Origin of the sequence: Nocardia sp. NBC_01730 (assembly GCF_035920445.1) — a bacterium.
GTDB lineage: Bacteria > Actinomycetota > Actinomycetes > Mycobacteriales > Mycobacteriaceae > Nocardia.
Genome location: NZ_CP109162.1, coordinates 7013897 through 7035370, shown reverse-complemented (window position 1 = coordinate 7035370; position 21474 = coordinate 7013897). Strand labels below are relative to the sequence as shown.

1 protein-coding gene (running past both ends of the window) is annotated in these 21474 nt (G+C 66.9%); it reads right to left on the bottom strand.

All 21474 nt of this window come from inside a single coding sequence — locus OHB12_RS29200, alpha/beta fold hydrolase (RefSeq protein WP_327112628.1), on the bottom strand. Of the gene's 155337 coding nucleotides, 76174 precede the window and 57689 follow it; the stretch shown corresponds to coding positions 76175–97648, spanning codon 25392 (partial) through codon 32550 (partial); reading right to left, the first codon wholly in view occupies positions 21470–21472. Both codon boundaries (start and stop) fall beyond the window edges.

Below are 21474 nucleotides of genomic sequence, written 5' to 3'. Positions count from 1 at the left end.
AAAACTCAGCGCGCATTCTCCTGGCTCCGAATGCTTCGGAAGAAGGATCCATGCCGAGGCCAAGCCACCAGTTGAAGCGACTCCACATGCCGGGCCGGTCGGCGCCGAACATGGTCACCAGATCACGCCACGAGGCGCTGGCGAATACGTTGTCGCCGATGCCGAATTCCGAGGCAGTCTCCACCGGTCCCGTGCCCGGCGAGCCCGACACGATAATCGAGCGAACGAGGCCCCTCAGCCTCCTGCGCCTGCCTGCGTAGCTGGCGGTGACCGAGCCGTAACTGTGTGCGTAGATCCGGTTGATCAGACGATTCCAGGTGGCGGTTCCGGCGAAATCCCTGGTGGCATAGAGCCCCGCGATGTCGCCCAGCAACAGGTCGCCACCCACTTTCGCGCGGCGGTGGAAAGCGGCCCGTGCGTAACCGGTGTTCAGCTCCCCGGTCGGCGCTTCGTATCCGATCCAGATGATCGACGCCAGCTCCAGCGACGGGTCCACCCGTAGCGTTTCTTCATACAGGTTGCGCAGCGGTTTGAATTGGTAGGCCAGCGAGCGCGACGTCGTATTGGTGCCCGGCACATGCCAGTTCACCGTTTGCGCGGTGTCCACGTTGCCGAGTGCGACCACGGCCTTCCCGTTGCCGTTGAAGGCGGTCGAGTCGTAGGACAGGACGTGCACGGGCGGGTTGCCCAGTATCTCCCTGGCCTGCAGATCCAACTGTTCCAAGTGGTTTCGGGTAAGGACCAGGTTGCGGAACTGCTTCGACTCGGCAGCTGTGAGCTCGGTCCGCAACCAGTCGACGATTCGCCACTCGGGTGGCTTGCGGGCGATGAAAGCCTCCAGGTCGCGGGTGATCGACAGACGGTTCGCCCGGTCACGAATCCAAGCGGGAATACCGTCGGCGTTGCCGATCTGGTGCGGGTAGACCTGAATCAGCGCTTTCTGAGTTTCGGTCAGCTCCTCCGGGTGTTCGGGGTCGCCCAGCGAGTGCCACCACTCGGCGTTCTCGGTCGCGCGGCGCCGTGCGGACGACACGATGTGCCGGTTCCCGGGACGCCGCAACATGTCCGCGTCATCGAAGCCACCCGCAGCCAAGGCCGCGTCGGCCATCAGCCGCTGTTCGTCGGTGAAACCTTCATCCACCGGCAATGCGTGCGTGAGATGCACAGGATGCTCGGAGTCGGCGTCATCGTCCGGTCCCGGTTCGTCGGGCGAGCCGGCCCCCGTGCCCGGATCGACCGGACCACGTCCACCAGCGTCACCCCCGGACGAAGTGGGCGGGCTGTCCTCTTCATGCGCTGTCGATCCACTGTCGGACAGATCGCCGTCGTCCGAGCTTCCTGTGTCGGTCAGGGGCCGGTCCCCGCCACCACCAGGCAGCGGTCCCAGCGCGGCAGGCCCCTCCGCCGACCCAGGTTCGGCGAAAACTGTTCCGCTGCTTGCCTGCTCACCGGACAACTTCGAAAACGACTTCGCCAAACCCGACACGAAGCCGAAGGGGCCGGATCTGACGGCCTGCGCTGCCCGCCTGAGCTCGTCCGCACCGATCAGCCCGTCCAGACGGAGACCGACCCACTCCGGGAAGTCCACACCCGGTTCGCCTTCCGGCCCGACCTCCGGGTCCACCGGATGTATGGGTCGACCATCGACGCCGAACACGATGCCCGCGAAGCCCACCGCACCCTCGGGCGGAACCCAGTCCGCGAACGCTACATCCTGTTCCTGATCCCCGATCCCCTCGTGCACCCGCACCACACCGTCGATGGGGTCCTGGTACACCACGAACAGATGACCACCCGCGTCACCCCCGAAGTTCACCGCACCGAACACCGCCTGGCCCTTCGCAGCCCGCTCGGCCATCTCCTCGAGCGACCCGAACCCTTCCCAATTGCCACCCGCACCAAGCGCCACCGAAACACCGGACATCCCCTGGGCACGAATATCCACGTCGTCCAACGACGGGACATCCACCTCCAGACCCAACACATCCCGCCCGAACCGGAACGCCACCGGACCACAGTTCCGGGGAACACGCTCCGGGTCCGAAAAGGCCGACGGCCGCTGCGGGGCTCCATCGGGGTCTACGTCGCCAGCCGCCGGGGCCGCGCCCGATGTCGGTCCTTCCGGGGGTACCGGCCGCGCCACCACGGGGTGGGTCTGCTCATCGAGGCGCCGGGCCTGCGTGTCCCATTCCGCGAGTGCGTCGACTGCCCGAACGACGGGGTCGACGGCCAGGAACCGCTCGCACATTCCGACCACTTGGTCGGCGAACAGGAACCTCCTCGGGTCGTCCGGCGGCAGCGGTGACCGCTGCTGCAGCTGCGCTTGTCCCAACAGGTTGTTCGCCTGTTCCCCGGTCAGCTGCGCGCGGTCGATATCAAGGAATTCCGCCAGTGCACCCTGTGCCTCGTCTCGCTCACGGGTCAGTTCGCCCAGCAACAGCGAACCCGGCCGCGCCTGCGCCGGGTCGAGCGATCGCTCGACAGCCAGCCGATCGCACATGGCCCGCTGCCGATCCGCTTGCTCGTAAGCAGCGATCGTGGTGTCGAGCAGGCCGGCCCGCGCGTCCCACCGGTGGTAGGCGTCGATCCGTGCGACCAAGGCGCGGGTCCGCGGATCGACGGCCCGGCGCAGCAATTCCAGCTCACCGGAAACCGGGCCCAGCTCGGCCAGTTCCTCGTCGGTCGATTCGGTCAGTTCGGCGCGCGCCCGCTCCCGCAGCTCCCGAGCCTCGTTCCGTTCCTGGGCCAGCGCGGTAAGCCGCCCCTGCACGTCGAGCTCGACCCACGGCTCGATGGCGGTATTCGGCCCGGCCCCGTGCGCGTCGTCCCGGGCCCGATCGAAGGCACCGGCGTCGACAGGCTTGAATCCTTGTGCGTCGAACCAGACCCGACCATAGAACTCGGCGTAGGTTTTCGCGGACAGTCGTGGCCCGACGCGCTCCAGCAGCGGTCGCACCGCAGCGATACCGGCTTGCCAGGCAAGCCCGATTTCCGCCGCCGACGGCGGGCGGCCGCGCCAGGTTTCGTCGAGAACGTGCTGGTACGCCGCCGTGTAAGCGAGTTCCAGCGCATTGGGCGGCTCGGTGTCGTAGCCCCCCGGCCGTTGTCGTCCGTCACGTGACTTCGCCGCTTCTCGCAGTTGCCGCAACGCCTCGGCACGCCCGGCCTGCGCTTCCGCCTCCTCGTCGAGCCGCTGCGCCACCCACTCCGAACGTTCCGAGTGCAGCAACTCCTGAATGGAGTTGCCGTCGACACGCTCCAAATCCTGCTGGACGTGGAAGGCGCCCGCGACCATGGCCGCGGCCAGTTCAGCGTCGGAGCCACCGACATCGAGCACCAGGACCTTCCTGGCCGGGTACAGCCGGTCGTCGGCATGCGCTTCCAGGAGCAGGTGAATGCCATTGTCGTGCAAGAACTGGTCGGCCCACCGACCGATCTCCGTCTCGCGCAGTAGCTGCCGAACCCGGCGGAGTCGCCGAGCCGAAGCCTGCTCGGCCAGGTCCAGCCAGGGAACTTCGGGCAGTTGCGGTTTCGGTCGAGATTTCGGCTTCCCGATACGGTCCCACCGCACCGTTCCGTTCCAGTCGCTGAAAGCGCCCAAGTACTCACAGTCCAGATCAGCCAGGCCCTCCAGTTCGGGGTGGGCAGCTATCGCGTCGGCGCGCAGTCGGACATGATCGGCCTCGTCGGCCACTACGACCAGCCGCGGCCGGTTGCCACCGATCACCGCGACGTGTTCGGTCAGCAGCGTGCCTGGCTCATGCTGCAGGACGGCGCGCAGCACATCACGTGCGACTACCGTGTCGGCCGCGGCATGACGTGCGGCCGCGTCCCGCGCCGCGGCCGCACGCCATGCGACCAGGTCCCGCAGCAGCAGCGCGGAGTGTGCCCGGCGACGACCATCGGCAGGCGGCACCGGGCCCGGCGGGGCAGCGCGCTGCCGCTCGAGTTCCCGCTCGATCGCGCGGTCCACCATGGCGAGGTCCCGGTCAGCGGCCGTTCTCGCCATCGCCGACCGCCGGATTTCCGTTGCTTGCTCCGGTGTGGTCGGCGTGTGCACATTCAGCCGGTCGGCGTGCTTGCGCGCGGCGAGCCACTCCTTGCGGGCTTTTCGCACGTAGTGTCCGGGCTTGCCGTTCTTATCGGACGTCGCGAGGACCTTTTCCAAGGCCTGAACACCGGCTTGGTATCCAACAGCCTCCTGTTGCGCCGCGGTGAGTTCCGGGCGAACCTTCAGCTCATCCGCGACGGCCTTGTCGTAGGCCTCGGTGAAGATGACGAGATCGCCCGTTTCCTCGATGCCGTAGCCACGCAAGTCAAACGCCAGTGCCAACAGGACTTCCCTGGCGAAAGCCCGGGCTTCATGGTGCAAAGTCGCATGGACGTACTCACCGCGCGTCATCGTGTGGGGGTCCGGCCAAGGGTGGTCGTCGAAGTCCACGGCATGCTGGTTCTCGTGGACCCGGATACGCGCCTGAGTGAGGAGATCCATACCCCGCGTCAGGATGAGTTCCGTCAGCGCACCTGGGAAAAAGCCGCCGGACCTGGACCCCAATTCCGGTACATGCCGAACCATTACGGTTCGCAACAGCTGAGCCGTCCACTCTGACCCAGCCGCGCCCAGCAGGGACAACGTCTGATCACCGATCGTGTCCTGGGACAGGCCGACCGCGAACTCGAGTTCGGCGGCGTCGGCTTGCGTTCCTGGCAGATCGATCGGATTTCCGTCGCGGTCGAACGCGACCGCCCACACCCCCTTCAGGTCCGCTAGTGCCGCCGGATCCACCGTGTCCTCGAACGGTCCGAACACTTCCTTGCCCGGATCTTCGACGTGAATCTCACCGTCCCGATAGACCAACCGGAACGCGTGCCCGGCGACACCGTGCTCATCAGCCTTGTCCAGACCGTCGAACACCAACACCGACGCGCCCTCACGCTGAGACTCCGGCAGAGCCAGCAACGCGTCCACAACACCCCGATGTGGACGAGTCGGATCCACCGCGAACCGCCGAACCAGCGCCGCGTTCGCACCCGCAATACGCACGATGTCCTTCACCAACATGCCCCGCAGGCCGAGGTCTTCGGCGTTGGGCACCAGGTCCGGGTCCACCCACGGCAGCAACTCCAGCACCAACCGCCCGCACTGGTTGCGGAAATGCCCCGCCTCCCGCGCACCGGTCGAACCGTCCGGTGCGGTGTAGGCGGCGTCGGCTGGAACCGACGGCAGGTCCCGATCACCTTGGACCGCATCCGAGACCGATCGGTACAGCCAAGGCTCGATACGTGCGCGCAACGAATCAAACGCCGCCGGATCCGATCTGACGGCCTGCGCCGCCCGTCGGAGTTCGTCCTCATCGATATCGAACGGCTCCGGCCGAGCACCGATCATGACGGGGTCCCCCGCCTGCTCCCCCGTTGGCCGAAGCCGCTCGCCGAGTATCCGCCGATCCGGGTCGGACGCGCCGACACGGAAGTCGTGGTCGCTGGTCCGCACGAAACCCTCGGCGTCGGCGACTTCCACCCGCTCGCCGTCGCTGTCGAGGAACATGCCGAACACCGGACGACCGGCCGACTCCGGGGACGGCACGACATTGGGTTGGAACACCCCCTTGCCCGGGTCACGCAGCTCGATGCGCACGGTTCCGTCCGCGTCCACCCGACGGACCAGCCAGTACGCGTGGCCGAGATCCCCGTGCGCCCCGTCCTTTCCGGTGTGCGTCGGGTCGAACACGAGCAAACCCACATCACGGCCGCTGCCCAGGTTGTCGTTGTCCAGCCGCGCGCCCCATTCCTTCAGCCGGTCCACGGCCTCATCGAGATTCGTGAAAGCTTGTTTGCGCCCGCCCATCACGTCTTCGATGCGGCTGACCAGCAGACCGTCGAGCCCGGCGGTGAAACCGTCGAGACCGGCCCTGCGCGTCACCGCGCCGATGTCCTGCATCGTCAACGGACCACACTGGTTGTACTGGTGCGGCCACGGCACATCCGGGCGCCGGGACGATCCGTCGCCCTCGGCGGGGGGCGCCGTATCGGGCAGTTCCGCCAACGACCCCAGCAGCCCAGCCAAGCTCTCACGGTTGGCCGTGTGTGCTTGCGTCCAGTCCGTCATGGTCTTCGCGTACTCTTCCGCGGCTAGACCATGCGACAACCCGTGCACTACCCGCGCCGGGTCGGTCAACGGCAACGACGTGTCCAGTGCCCCGGCCTTGCTCCCCTCCGCCAGTGTCTCCTTGTCCTGCAACCCCTTTGTCGGGTCGCCGTCGACGAAGGCATAGCGCGGAAGCAGCCCCAACCAGGCGTCGAATTCAGTGTTCGCCGGCAGCAACCCACGGCTGCGATAAACATCGAAAGCCTTTTCCAGGCTCTCTCGAATGCCGCCGCCGGACCTGGTGATTCCGCGAGACTGATCCACCACATGGCCGAACTCGTGGCGCAGGTAAGCGGAGACCAGATCCCCTGCCGACCAGCCCAACCAGTTTTTCTCCAGCGAGTACCGCAATGTCTCCGCGGACAATTTCCGGTCGACTACCGCCCTACGATCGATCGCGATGACCGCATAGTAATTCGCATTCGTCCCGGTATAGCGAGTCCCGCAGTAATACGTAATCGCACCAGGGCCGGCGTCGGGTCGGCCGCCAGCCAGGGGGTCAATTTCTCTCAATTCATTCTGATCGATGAAGCGCACTTCTCGAAGGTTGTGCCTGCCACCGTATTCCGGGATCAGGTCACGCAACGTGCGGACAGCGGACGCCAAGGCGTCCCCCTTGACTTCCTTGTCCTCCCATCCGAGCAACCGGACATGATGATCGTCGTATAGTTTCTCGACCATCCGTCGCTCGGCCGCGAAATCCCGCGTCGCCTGGTCCGGTGCCTCGGCCACCTCATCACCGTCGACAGGACCTCGCGCCGGCCCGTCCACAGCACGCGGCTCTTCGAAATACGCCCAGGCTTCCCCGTGCGACTCCACCCCCGACCGCGTGGCAGCCTCCAGCGACCGGTAGACCTCCTCGCCCACCGCGTCGGCACTGTGCTGCGGAATAAGCTCGTCCAGGACCTGACGGACTTCTTCATCCAACGGCCCCACCGGGCGGAATTGATCGCATTCGACGGAGATGTGCAGCGAACGGACATCGACATCCGCCGACAATCGCACCACCAATTGCGACCGCGGTCGCACCATCGCCCGGATGAAGACATCATTCAGATCCCCTCCTGGGCGAGAACCCCGCAATGTTCCGGGCAGCCGGTTGAGGTTTCCGAACTGATTCAGCTCCTCCAGTGCAGGGAAGTCCGCTACGAATCGCATCACGCCGAGTCCGGCGTTACGCACCACCTCCATCGCCGCGACGATCTGATCCGCATCACGCCAGCCCAACTCGCGCAGCTTGTCCCCCAACACCGACGCGGCAGCTTCCACCGCCCCCGCTTCACCCCAGCTGAACGCAACGGTCACCTCTCGCTGGTCTGCTGAAAGGCTCCGAATTTTTCGCACCGCGAGAGACTTATCGGGATCAGTGGTACCGACACGGCTATCCACGACGGCCTCGTGTGCCGCGATGGCCCGCTCCAGCCGGCGAACCGATTCCGCGATGTCGAAATAGCTGCTCAGTGCCGAGGACAGCTGCCGATATGCCTCATCGGGAATCCGACCGCGTACCGCGTCCATCTCGGTCCCGGCTCCCGCCGCAGACCGCAGCGCCACCAGGTCAGCACCTGCCACGGCGGCAGCTTCCCGCAGTTCATGCAGCGCTGCCCGCCGGGCCAGCACCGCAGCAGCATGCTTCACCAGCAGTCGGTACCGCGAGGGCGTCGCGTCCTTCGACACGGCACCGAGTTCCTCCAGCCGACGAACCATAGTGGCGACCTCGCGGTACCGAACTGTCGCCGACCGCAGGTCGGTGTCGTAGCGGTCCGCGTCGAGGACCCCTTGTTCATCCAGGCCTCGCCGGGAGGCTTCCAGCTCCTGTTCGAACCGATCCGATTGCAAGATCTCCAGATCCGCGCCCGTCCTGGCAGCCGCCTTCGCCAGTTCCGCCGCTGCCTCGGCCCGTTCGGCGACCAAATCCTCGTGAGCCGGCTGAATTACTTCAGGATCCGTGTTCGTCCCGCCGGGTTCCCCGGACTGCCGGGTGTGCACCGATCCCGAGGCGCCGTCGTGGACCCACGGAGCCTCCTGCCCGGCCGGGAGCAACGTCCTACCGCCTTGTTCCCGGCCGATCGGGGTCGCCTGCGTGTCCCGGCCCGCGATGCCGAACTCCGGCACGGCGCTGCCGTCGCCGAGTGGTGGAGTGCGTCCATGGTCTGCGATGCCGCGGCGCGACAAAAGCCCCCCCGCACCGGTGCCGGGCCACGGCACCGGCGGCTCCGCCACACCGCGCCTGCTCCGTAGAGTTGGCGTCCGCAACCGCGCTCGCGGCTTTTTCGGCGGCGCGGCGGCCTCGGGCCGCAGGGCCTCGCCGTCGGCCGACGGGTGCTGCACGGCCACGATGGTGATGTCATCGACTTCCCCTTCGGCATTCGCACGGTCGACAACCGCGGCCGCGATCGCGCCCAAATCACCAGCGTGACTGCCGACAACATCGCCGAGCGCCTCGGGACCGGACATCGTCTTCACCGCACCGTCGGTGACCGTAAACACGACACCACCGCGCGGCACCGTGATCGTGCCGTCCTCGGCTGTCACGGGCGCGTCGATGTCATCCGACACCAGAACGGTTGTGACGTATTCCCCTGGTACGACGTTGTCGTCCGGCCCCGCCGGGATCCGGCCCTCCCGACCGAGGGCGTATTCGATGGCGTGCTGGTAATCCCGCAGCCACGGGTTCTGTTCGAGCGCCTCGCGCTCGGTTATTCCGCGCTCCTTCGCGAACATCCGGATGGAAGAGTGGTCGTCGGTCAACCAGATCGCATGTCGACCGTCGGCAGACACCCAACCCACTCGGCTGTCCCCAACCCACCCGATGACGAACCGATCCTGTTCGACGACCGCGACCGCGACCGTGCACTGGGGAGGCCCGTCCGGGTGGTCGGCGTACTCGGGCCGCCGCCCCAATGCCTGCACCTTCAGCTGAACGTGGTGCAGCGCGTCCCGCAGTATCGCCTCCAGAGTGAGCCTGCGCCCGAATCGAGCCCGCGGCCACTTCTCTTCCAGGTACCTGCCGAGCTCGGCCCCCGCCTCCTGTGCTGCGCGGTGCCCATCCGGCGCCCCGCTCACCCCGTCGAATGCCGCGGCGGCCACGACCCGCTTCCCCGCGCGGGTGAGCTCCACGACCGCCATCGCGTCCTCGTTGCGGTGGTGGGTCGCGCCCTTCTGGCTGACCCCCGCGGCCGACCGGGTTTCCCCGGCCAGCCGCTCGGCCAGCTCGGGTTCGCCGAGCTCCTCGACAGGCCGACCATCCTGGTCGCGCAGCCCGTTTTTCGGCCCGAAGGCCGAGCCTGCTCGCCAGTTGGTGTCGTCTTCATCCGAGCCTCGCGGCTGCTGCCGGTCGGTGGCGCGCGGCTCAGCCGATGGCGGCCGCCCATCCTCGGGATTCCGCCCGAAGGTCCTGTCCAGCGGCAACTCCGGCAACTCCGGCTCGCCCAGGCCGGTCACAAGTTCGCCGTGCGGCACCCGAGACTCGACGCGCTCGGCCTCGACCTGTTCGATCCGGGCGACCGTGTTGCGCTGATCCGCATCGGCACGTGCCCCACGCGTGGGAACTTCAGCAGGCGCAGTCCCATCGGCGATATCGGCGTCGGCGGCCTCCGTTTCGGCGCCATGATCGGAGCGGCTCGGGATCGAGGCGGCACCGTACCGGGCACGGACTCGGTCGACAACGGCGCGGTACAGCGTGGAGACGAAGTCCGGCGCGTTCGGGTCGGCGTCGACCAGATCTATGCCGAGGATCTTCAGTGCCTGCGCAACTTCGTACAGCGAATGGTGCTGCGATGCGACGAAAGCGATGACAGCGAACAGGAAATCCTCCGATTCGGCACCCGGCATCAACCAGCCCGCCGGGGCCATGAATCGGACGGTGCTGCCCGCGATTCCTGCGGTCACCGGGATTCCCCGGGCCATCGCGGTCTCTTGGAACCAGTCGCTTCCCGTGCGGAATTCGACCAGCGATGTCCCGTGCCGCCACGGCAAAGCGACATCGAAGTGCCGGAAATCCGTATCCCACACGTCGTCCGGAGCGATCGGCCCCTCATCGCTGTAGACGAGCACTCGGTCCACGACAGCATTGCCGAACGTGTCGTACACCCGGCGACCCCGGGAGTCGTAGCTATAAAGGACTTCGACGTGACCGTGTTCGTCGCCCGCGTCGCGAAGCAACTGCTGCTCCAACTCCTTGGCATCCACCCTGCCACGCCGCTGTTCTCGCGGCAGCGGGTATTCCGGTTCCAGCACCGTTTTGCGCAGCAGCCGCAGCTTCTCCGAAGGAATCGCCTCCAATTCCCGTTGCGACAACGGCGTGCCGAGGTCCGCCAGGTTCCGCACGGTGAACGCGCGGCGACGTTGCGCGTCCGTCGCCCGGTTGGGGCTGATGTTGTTGCCTCTGCTGCGGTGGTATTCGTCCAGCGCAGCCTGTGCCTCGGGAGTGGGCAGCGCGAGGTGGCGAACCTCGCGCAGGTCCTCCTCGGTAATCTCGGTGTCCGGTTTCGCGGCCTTGACCGACTCCCGAATCTGGCGCAGCGCCTCGACATTCAACCCCGCTCCGTCCGCTGTCACCTCCCAATCGGGGTTGTTGAACAGCGCGGCGAGCCCCTCGTTCAGCGTGGTGCCCGCAGCGCTCTGCACCTCGGCGTTGCGGACCATCGCGTTGAGGATCGCGGACATCAGCTCACGCAGGTTCCCGTCGCGACGCAGCTGCTCCAGCGGCACCGACCGCAACACCGCACCGCCCCACAGGTCGGGGTCCCGCATGGTGTCCGGAGCTCCGGGGACGTTGTAGGCGTAGAAGGCGGAGTCGCGCTGTTCCTGTGTCGCCCGCGGGTGCAGCTTGTGCTGCACCGCGCGCAACCGATCCAGCATCGCGGCTGCCGCGCGCCGCACTTCCGGTCGGTGATACAGCATCCGCACCAGGGCAACCTCGTCCTGGGTCCGCAGCTGCCGCCAGTTGGTGTCGCTTTCGTCCGAGTCCCACAGCTCACGGCGGGCATCGTCTTGCCCTCCGGTTCGCTGTGCGACCTGGCGGGATTCGTCCGCCGCTTCCAGCGGGTCGACGAGTGTCGCGCGGGTTTCCGTGTTTCGACCGGTGTCAGCGGCGAAATCCGGTTTCCGCCCGACAGTGCGTGCCTCCTCTCGAGGTGACTCATCGAGCACATCCACCTCGGACGGCCGTGCATCCGGTTCGCCGTCGGGTGCCGGACTTGGCTGCGGGCCCGGCCCCTCGGGCCGTGGCCCTCCGGTCACGACACCGCCCGGTGCCTGAAGTACGAACCAGGTCACCCGGCGGCCACCATCAGGCAGCAGCCGGACACCGGAATCGTCGACCCCGGTCAGCACGGCCAGGTCATGGTCCCCGCTGCCGTCGTCGAACACTTCCACCAGCAGGGCACCGGCCCGGTCGGTCAACGTCACCTCCACCCGGACCTCCCCGGTGGTGTTCTCCAAAGAATCCGCAACCACAGCACCCAGCGCGGACTCGGCGATGGCGACCTGTTCGCCGGTGCCCCACCCGCTTTCCCGCAGCCGGTCCGACAACCAGATGCTCGCCAATACCGGGCTGTTCCGGCGCGAGACCGAGTCGAGCCCCGGCAAGCCGAGGGTCAACTCGGTGTGCCACCTGCCACTGACGGCGAACCAATCCTCGCTATGGGTAACGCCCCGGAACGGGTCGAGTACTCGCGGCTGGCGGTTGCCCGGTTCGAAGAACTCCGTTACCACGATCTTCTTGGTGTGGAACTGCTCTCGGAACGCAGCATCGATCATGCTGCGCACTGCGCGGGATTCCTCGCTGTCCACCTCCGGATGGGTGTGCATGACATGCACCTGGACAATGGTTTCGTCGTAGGAATACCGAACCTTGAATTCTGCTGTGTAATCACCGAATTCGACGCGAACCGGGGTGATGTCGAGCTCAGGTTCCATGTTGTCGTGCATGACGCCTGCCGCCTCGGCGGTATGCAGCACCAACGCAGCCTGACGGCGACCGTCGTCGCGCCGACCCACCGCCACCGTCGTGGACGCCTCCTCCGCGACCCCGACGGCAGTCACCACCCCGGCTGTCTCGTCAGACGGACGGCCGCTCTGCACGAGACCGTCCACGGTGCGCACAACAAGCGAACCGGTTGCCTTCAGCGGAATGCGCAGCTGATCGGTGTCGGCATCCGTCTCAGGACGGCCGTGCGTGGACTCCCCGCTCCCGACAAGCGAACCGGTTGCCTCCGGCGAAATGCGCAGCTTCTCGGCCTCTGCCTCGACGGGACGCAGCCGGGAGAGGGTTTCGATGTCGGCGAGGATCGTCCGGCGCATTTCCTTGGCGCAGTCCAGGATTTCGCGATGCTTCTCGAGACGCGGATGCCACCGCACGTCTTCGGTCGAGACTGTGATTTGCGCGTCCAGCATCGCCAGGTCTTCGTGCAACCGCCGCCATTCGGCGCTGAATTCGGGTCCGGCGCCTTCGTGGGCGACGGTTTCGCTGTTGAGCACGCGCCACGGAATTCCGGCACGTTCCAGCGCGGCCCGCAATTCGGGATCGGGCTCTTCAGGCAGGTTGACGTGGTCGATGTCGTCGAGCGTGATCCCGCCGTGCACATGGCATTCGACGAATTGCCGCTGCCGGAACTGCGGCCCGGTGTAGTCGCGGTCCACTCCACGCAGCGGCTGTTCCTGCTTTGTATCCGTCGACAACGCGGCGATCCCGAACGACTCCGGTTCGGGATCGGTGATCGGCGAGGGGATCGTTCGCGCCCGGCCGCTTCCCAGTGAATCACCACTGTAATTCAAGGAATCCCCGACACAGGCGGTCGCGCGGTCGCGCACCTGTGACTTCAGCACCACTTCGATCCGACCGTACTGCGACAGCATCTCGGTCTGCAGATCGAACGAGCTCTCCGATACGGCCAGACCGGTGGGGCGCTCGCCGCCGAGAATCAGATACGTGTAGACCGGGCGCAGGCTCGGGTCCAGGTCCCGCGGGTGGCCGAACCACTCCTCTTCCCGTTCGGCCCGACGGGGGGCGTTGACCGCACCCGCATCCGAATGGCCGGTTTCGAACTGAGTCTTGAACCGCCCATCGGCGAGAATCCGCATCAGGGAGTCCGGTGTCACCCGGACCGCCATCGACTTTCCGGCATAGAGCTGCACCAACTCGGATTTCAGGTGCTGGCGAAGCCTCGGGAGATCCCAACCGAGCTCACCCGCCAGCTGCTCCATCTGCTCATGAACGACTCGATATCGCATGATCTGCCGATTCACGGTCGGATCCGCGAGTTCCGGGTACCGGGCTGTGAGTTCGTCGATGCGGCGCTGTCCCCCGGCGAGCGCTTCCTCCCTGGCCACCGAATCGTCACGGAGCACAGCCGAATTGAGTGCGACGACGCGGATGAATTCGTCGAGCAGCTCCCGGTTCGGCTTCCGGAACGCGAGCCGAGGGTCGGGCGGTTCCGCATCGGACGGCTGCGCATCATCACGGGCGCCGACCCGTTCCGGGATGCTCGCGTCCGGATCGATCCGCGAGCCCGACTGCCGCTCGGGTGGACCGGGCAGGCCGCGGATCGGGCCTGCCGGGGCGGATCGGGCGATTACCTCGGCGCGGTCGCGGCCTTCGACGAACGGGGTCTTCGGTTTTCCGTTGCGGTCAAGGACGATCCCGAACACCTTGCCCACACCGATGCCGGAGCGTTCGGCCAGCCACTTCTCCGCACCGTCCGGGCCGCTCCAACGCCGTTCCCGGCCTGCGACTTTCTCGTAGATCTCCACGTAGCCGTCGGTGCCCATCGCCACACCGAAGGCGTGCGCGCCCGCCGGGCCGAAATCCATCACCCCGGCCACCGCGCCACGCGTCTCCCGCACCAACTTTATGACGTTGCGCAGGCCGGCCTCTCCGACCCCGAAACCGCCTTCTTCCCATTCCCCGTCGATGGCCCGGGCAAGGGTTTCCTCGCCCACGCCGAACAGGTCGATCAGCGGGTGGTCGGGCAGCCCGGGGCCGCGCAGGCCGCCGACCCGCTCCTGGAAGTCGCCGATGAAACCCGTCATCCCCGGGGCGCAGTTGAACGGCCCGGCGCGCAGCACATCCGGCAGCACGAAGCCGGCCGTGCCACCGAGGTCGTCGGTGGTGACCGCGCCGGGGTCGGCCTGTTCGAGGACGGCATCCACCGCGTCGTGCACTTCGCCTTCCAGGCGGTGCACCTCCAGCTCGATGTCCTGGAGTCGGTCGAACCGGTCCAACAGCATGCGGACGTCCCGGAACTGGGCGGCCGACTCGGCTGTCGGTTCCTGGTGCGCCAGCCGGTCCAGCTCCGCGTCGGTCAGCTGTGTCGGGTTCGCGACCAGCGGGCGCAGCCCTTCGGCGGCCTGTGCCAACAGCCCGATCAGGCGGGTCTTCGCCTTCGCGCCCAAGGGCGGTTCCGGAATATCCACGTCGTAGGAGGACATGACCCGCGCCAGGTCCTCCGGCATCGGTTCCGTCCAGGGGGACAGCGCGTCGAAAGTGCTGTGCTGGACGAGCAATTCCCGGGTCAGCGTTTCGATCCGGCGGACCTGCGCCGCCAGCTGCCGGAAGAATCCGCCATAGCGGGCGGGATCCTGCTCGTTCCAGGCTTGGGCCCGGTGCAGCGCGTCTTCCAGGGCGTCGATCCGCGCGGCCCGGGCCCGGCGGCGACGCACGTCCTCGACCATCGTCGTTACCGCGTGCAGGTCGGACACATGGCGTTCGGCCTCGGCCAACCGGATGGACTTGGCGTCGGGATCGATTTCGCGCAGGTCGGCCAGCACCTGTAGCAGCGTCGTGTCGTCGGCCAATTCCGCAGGGGGACGCGGCGGGTCGAGCAGCCCGGCCAATTCCGCGCGCGCGGCGGCGAACCGGTCGAACCACTCGGTCCGGGTGTCCGATCCGAAGCGCAGCAGCTCGTCGACGTTCACGTGCCACTCTCGCGCCCAGGCGTCGAGTTGGCTGCGGTGCAGCCAGCAGCGCTTTTCGTCTTCCTGGCGCAACCACACCAGGTTCACCCCGAGGTCGGCGTCGGTGCGCTGCACGCCGAGCAGGGCGAGCACGTCGATCCCGGTGTCCTCCAAGGCGTATTCGGCGGTCAGCACCGCGTCGGCCCGGGCGATGAGCGCGGCCGCGGCCAGGTCGCCGTTGTCGTGCAGGCGCAGTTCTATCTCTTCCCGATACTGTCTCGCCTTGGCATGAACCTGCCATTCCTTGACCAGGATCGCGATATCGCGGGCCAGCCGCCGCGGGTCGGTGCCTTGCCACACCACCGTCACCGTCCGTGGATCCCCGCCCTGTTCCAGGTCCTCTTGACGGTCGGCGACGATGTTCTGCAACTCCGCGTCCAACGCTGCCGCATCCGGCTCACCGGCCAGCACGTGCACCCGGATCTGCCGGGCGACACCGGTAAAGAAATTGTCGAGGTCGCCGACCGCCACCATTGGAGTACCTGCGCCGTCGGCGTATGCCACGTCGAGCGCGCGGACCTTTACGCTGCTGCCGCCGCCCGGCAGTCGGTGAGCGGCTCGCGCGGTGCGGTTCAGCGCCGCCACGGTGGCATCCAGGTGCGCGATCCGGCTGTGCTGTTGCGGCAAAGGATCGGCAACGGCCCGCAATTCGGCGATTTCCGCCTGCAAAGGCCGCACGGCCGCCTGGTGCTCGACGTCCGAGCCGCCGGTCGCCGCGCGCAGCACATCCCACTTCGGCTTGGCTTCCACAGTGTCGACCTCGCCGGACAGCTGGCCGCCAGCGAGCGCGGCCAAGACCAGGTCGCCACCATAGCCTGCGCCGTGCACCCTGATCTGCGCGCGCTGCCCGGACGACTCGCGGCGGGCCGCGTTCAACTGGAGGATCGATTGGGCCAGCCGCTCGCCGTCTGCCAGGTCCCGGGCCTCGAGAACGTCGGCCCAGTTGCCCTCCGGGTGGGTGGTGTCGTCGTAGCGCAGCACCGCGACCACCGCCACCGTGCGGGTCGGATCCTGTTGTTGCTGCCTGCTCAATTCGGTGTCATAGAACTCGGCGGCCGAGGCCATGGCCTCCGTCAGCCCGTGCTCATCGCGCGCTGTGTCGGCCGCGAACCAGACCACCCGGTCCGCGGTCTCGGGATTGCCGTAGGACACGGTCATGCTCCCCTGCCCGATGCCGTCCCCATCCGCATCCGGCTCATGGTCGTAGGAGCGCAGGGACACCGGCGGAGACGGGGCCATCTGGGTGGCGTAATAGACGGCCTGAGCCTTCTCCCACCGCACCCGCTCCAACCAGCGCAGCCGGGCCCGGTCGGCACGCGGAAGGGATTCCGGATCCCCCCGGTCGGCGAACTCGGCCAACTCCCGCTGCAGCTGTGGAGGGGCGACGGCATCGGCGATGCGGCGCAAATCGGTGACCACCGCGGCCGCGCCCGCCTCGGCCAGAGTCGCGGCATCTCCTGTCCCGCGGGCGAATCCGATAGACGGCAGACCGGCAGCAGTAGCGGTCGCGACATCGGCGGCGGTGTCGCTGATCATCACCCCCGCGTCCGGGTCCGGGTTGTCGAGCCTTTCCAGCGCCAACAACAACGGATGTCGTATCGGCATCCACAACGCCACACCGTTGGCGTCGCGGCCGACGACGTCGGTGATCAGGTCGCCGAGGCGGTGGCGATCGACGAACTCCCGAATCGCCACCGTGGAGTTGTAGCCGATCAACACCACCTCTCGCCCACTGCGCCGCAACGCTTCCAGGCAGTCCAGCAACCCCTCGGGCGGTACGGCAAGCCGCGCCGCCTCGATCTCCGTCTCGATCAACGCATCTTCCACTTGGGCGCCGAGATCGGAGGAGTGCCGCGCGCCGATCTCGAGGGCACGCCGCAACACCACCATGAAATCCGATGTCGCCACGACGTCTTCGGGAAGGCTGATGCCGCTCTCCCGCCAGACCTGCCGAAGCCGCTCGGCGATCCGGGCTCCAGGCAGGAAGTGAAACAGGTCGGTGACCTGCCCATCCAGGCCCATGAACACGAAGCGGGCATTCGCCAATACTGCCCGCGCGCCCGCGGTTCCCTCGGCAGCGTGTCGATGCGGTGGGTGATTCTCTTCGTGCGCAGGACCGTTCGGAGCCGATCCGGCCGTGAGGTCCTGATCGGATGTCATCTCTTGCTGGGGGCCGAACATGGCCGCCAGGTCTGCCGCGGAGCCGCGTTGCCTGATCCGCGCAATCCGCTTCCCGTACCGCTCGCTGCCTTCCTGGACGAACCGCACCCAATCCTCCGGTCGGGTGAAAAGGTCGCGGTCGTAATCCTCGATGACAGCGGGCCACAACCCGGAACTCTCGAGAGACCAATTCATCAGAAGTCTCGATGTTCTACCGCTGTAGTCGTACTGCCACGGATGAATGGACACGAACCGGTGTTGCAGCATCGCCGCGACTTCGTATGGATCGTGCTCCGGGTCACGTACAGCAGCGTTGTACCAGTCGCACAGCTCCTGCAGCTTGCCCCGAACCGCATCCTGCGTGTCGAAACTCGGATATTTGATGTAACCGTGGTCACCCAGCCCAGCAGGCGGCGGGAAATAGGTCAACTCCGGGTTTTCTTCGATGACAGCTATTTCCGCTTCGGTCAGCGCATAATCCAGGACGCCCATCCTCTTAGCGGTCGGGTAGGTGAAAACACCCCCCATGCCAGGCGCTATCTCGGCCGTCAACAGCTTGTGCAGATCGACCATGAAGTCCACGGTCAACTCTCGACTGCCATAACCTCTCGAAAACTCCCGAGCAGCAAGGTAGTTGGCAAACTCTTGAGAATTGAACAGTACGTGCAGCGGCGACCGGTCCGCGTCCGCGGGAATATTCAGGTATTTCGCCTCGAACAGCAGGCTTGCCTCCATGAGCCGCATGGCGTCGGTGCCGACGCCGGCGTCCAGCACCGCCAACCGCTCCAGCACCTGCGCTTCGATCTCGCGGTACGGCTCTTCGGCCACACGGCCCGCTTCCGACTGTTCGGTCGGCGGCATCGAACCATCGCCTTCCGGATCGGGGACAGTGGCCGATGGCTTGTCGGCGTGCCGTTCGATCTCGTCCAGCGGGCTGCGAGATTCGGCTTCCAACTGGTCGACGGACGGGTCTGCGTCCAGCGCAATCCCTTGACCAGGATCGCGCCGATGCTCGCCCGGCTGCTGGGCAGCGTCGGCCGACCGTGCCAGGCGTGATCCCAGCTGCTCGTGCAGCGCGTGCAGCGCGGAACGGACTCGCGCCGGTTCCGCGCCGAGATCGATATCGGTGTACCGCACGGTGGCGACGGCACCCTGCTGGCTGAACGACACCGTGACCCGACCAGGTTCGCCGCGAACAGGGTTGAGCGACAACGTCACCGACAACCCCTCAGTCGTCGCCCGCACCGCAGTGACATGCACCCAGAAACCGTCGCCGTAGCCTCTGAACAACTCCTCGACGCCCGCACCACGTCGACCGATCAGCTCGTCGACGATCAGCGTCGCCGCGTCGCCGCGCCACAGCGCGCCATGATTCTCGCGGTCCTCGAAAGCCACGGTCGTGAGATCAACCCCGCGCTGGCCACCCCCCGGCCTGACCAGTGCGTACCGAATCTGCGCGGCAAACCGCGGATCATAGTTCGACGTCGCAAACGACATGCTGAAGGGCATGATCTCCGTCGGTTGGCCGCCGACGATCCGCCAGAGCCCGAAACCAGCGGGCCCTTGGCTCGGGTCCTCGTAGGTGCTGTACAACAGCTCGTGCGGAGTGCCGGGTATGGAACGGAACTCCCCCGTCCGGTCCATGAGGAAATACTCACCGCCCAGAGCAGTGTTGTACGGCAATCCGTCTGGGCCGCAAAGCAATCCGTCCTCGTTCACATGCAGACGAGTGAACGGCAGCCCGGACACCGACTCCGACTCCGGACGGTAGATGCTCGGATCGTCCGGACGCGCCACCTCGTATTCGGCCCTGCTCGGCGGCATGGGAATTCCACGGATGAAGCCGGCCGGCGCCTCGCCGCGGGCGATGAGATCCGCCCTGCTTCGGCCTTCGACGAACGGAATCTCCGGGTGCCCGTCCGTGCCGATAACGATGCCGAATACGTCCGATACCAACAGTTCCCGAGCCTGCAGCCACTCCTCGAGATCGGCCTCCGGGATAGTGCGTTCGACGTCGTCCACCTTTTCGAACACCACCACCTTGCCCGCATCGGGACCCGACTCGATCCGCTTCACTCCGAAGGCGTGCGCACCGATCTGCCCGAAACCCATTGCCCCAGCGACCGCCCCACCGTGCCGCCGGACCTGCTCGATCACCGCACGCAGCGAACCGAACTGCCGCCAATCCCCGCCCACTGCCCGGGCGATCGCGTCCTCACGCACGCCCTGCAGGTCGATGGCGCCGCTGTCGAGGAGCTCGGGCAGATCCGGCGCATACCCGAGAGCGCCTGCGATGAATTCCTGGATGAACCGGACCATCGCGGGCGCACAGTTGCCCGGCGTGGTCGCGGTCTGAATACCGACGCGCAACGCGCCATCGAGACCGGCGGCCGACGAGTACAGCTCGTTCAGCTCGACGGCGATGTCGACCATGGAGTCCAGTCGCCAGAACTGTTCGGGATCCTGTGTCGTATCCCGGATGTCACGCAGCACCTCCGGGCCCAGCCGCAACGCGTCTGCCACGGTGCGCAGACCGCTCCCCGGGATCAGCGCACGAATCCGTTGGTGCCCCTCTTCGATCCGACCGTCGATATCGCCGCTGCCGCGGGCCAGACCGTCGAGGCGATCGGCCCAGGCCCGCAACCGCCGGAACTCCGCGGCCCACATTCGATACGTCGCAACGGCTCGCTGCTCCCCCGCCCCCATCGCCGCATATGCCGCCTCACGTCGCGAATGCGCCTCGCGCAGTGCTACTTCCAGCGCATCGAGCTTGCGCACCCGAACGTCGGCGTCCAGCAACTCGGTCGCGTCGGCGATTTGCTCGTCGAGCCTGCGCAGCCGCAAACTCACCCCGAACGCATCGGTATCCCCTTGCTGCAGTTTCTGTTCCGCCAGTTCGTTCAGCTGGTGGCGGTCGTACCCGTCTGCCTGGAACGGCATTTCCAGTTCCCCGACCAGCTCTACAACCCGTTCCGGGGTCAACGCTGCGGGGTCCGCCCCCAGCAGCTTGGCGTTGTCCGCTGCCAGCTGTTCGCGGATGCCCCGCAACCGCACCAGATCATCGGGCAGCTCCGACATCGACACACCGGCCCGGAACCGCATGCTCTCCGCACGCAGTTCCCTGGCACCGGCCCTGAGCTCGGCCAGCGCGACGCCCAATTCGAGATTCGCGGGGGCATTCTCATCCTCCGGCGGCTGCCGCAAGTACTCGGCCAGGCCGTCGTGGAGATCAGCATCCAGGTCGATCGCGTCGATCATGCCCCCGAGCGCATCTTCGGCATCGGAGTCGGCAGGATCGGCCGAATCGATGTCATTCGCCAATCGGTTGTCGGCGACCGCATGCCGCACGGCCTCCGCGCCGGTTCCAAACCCGAACAGGTGGTTGGCGGGCCGCCAACCATACGGGGTACGCGACCGAATGGCCCCGTTCGATGCCGCGACCCGCTGCGCCAACATCGTTCCGTCCGCCTCGGCCCGATCGAAGGCAAGGGTCTCGTCCTTCTCCCCCAGGGTGACCGCCGCGACGAGCGTCGCATCGCCCCGCTCCTGTTGCTCGTCCTGGAGCAGCTCAATGGCTCCGTCCAGCGACGAATAATGCTCGAATGCGTCTGTCGCCATATCGGTTTCGCACCAGAGGATGTTCTGCGTGTCCATCCGGCCGAGCAGGAACTCCACCCGCAGCTTGCCGCCCGCGGCGTCCAGATCCTCCTCGATCGACAGCAGCGTCGCCGCCGAGTAACCGAGCTCCTGCGCCTTCAGATCGGCGTATGCCACCAGCATCTGGACCGTGTCGCGTTCAACACCCGACTGCTCCAGTACCTTTCGGTTCGCCTGATCGCGAACCGACGGCGGCAGCCCGAGGGCCCGACCCAACACCTCCGGGTGACGCTCCATCAGCAGATCACGTATGTAAGGCGGCCACTGGGCCCATACCGTGGCATTCCGCTCGCCCAGCCGCCGGGCCTGCACGACCTCGGTGCCCGGGGCCCAATCCCCCGGCAGCATATCGGTCACCTGGGTCATCTCGGCCCAGCGCAGCGCATCCCGCAGGAGTTCCTCGGGATCGCCCCGCTCCGGCACTACCGGATCGGTGTCGTCATGTTGCCGGATCGCGATCCGGCGCACCATGTCGTGCAGCTGCTCGTCGGCGAGCATGGCGGCCGGATCGGTACCGATATGGGAGACCAGCACGATGTCCTGCTCCGGAC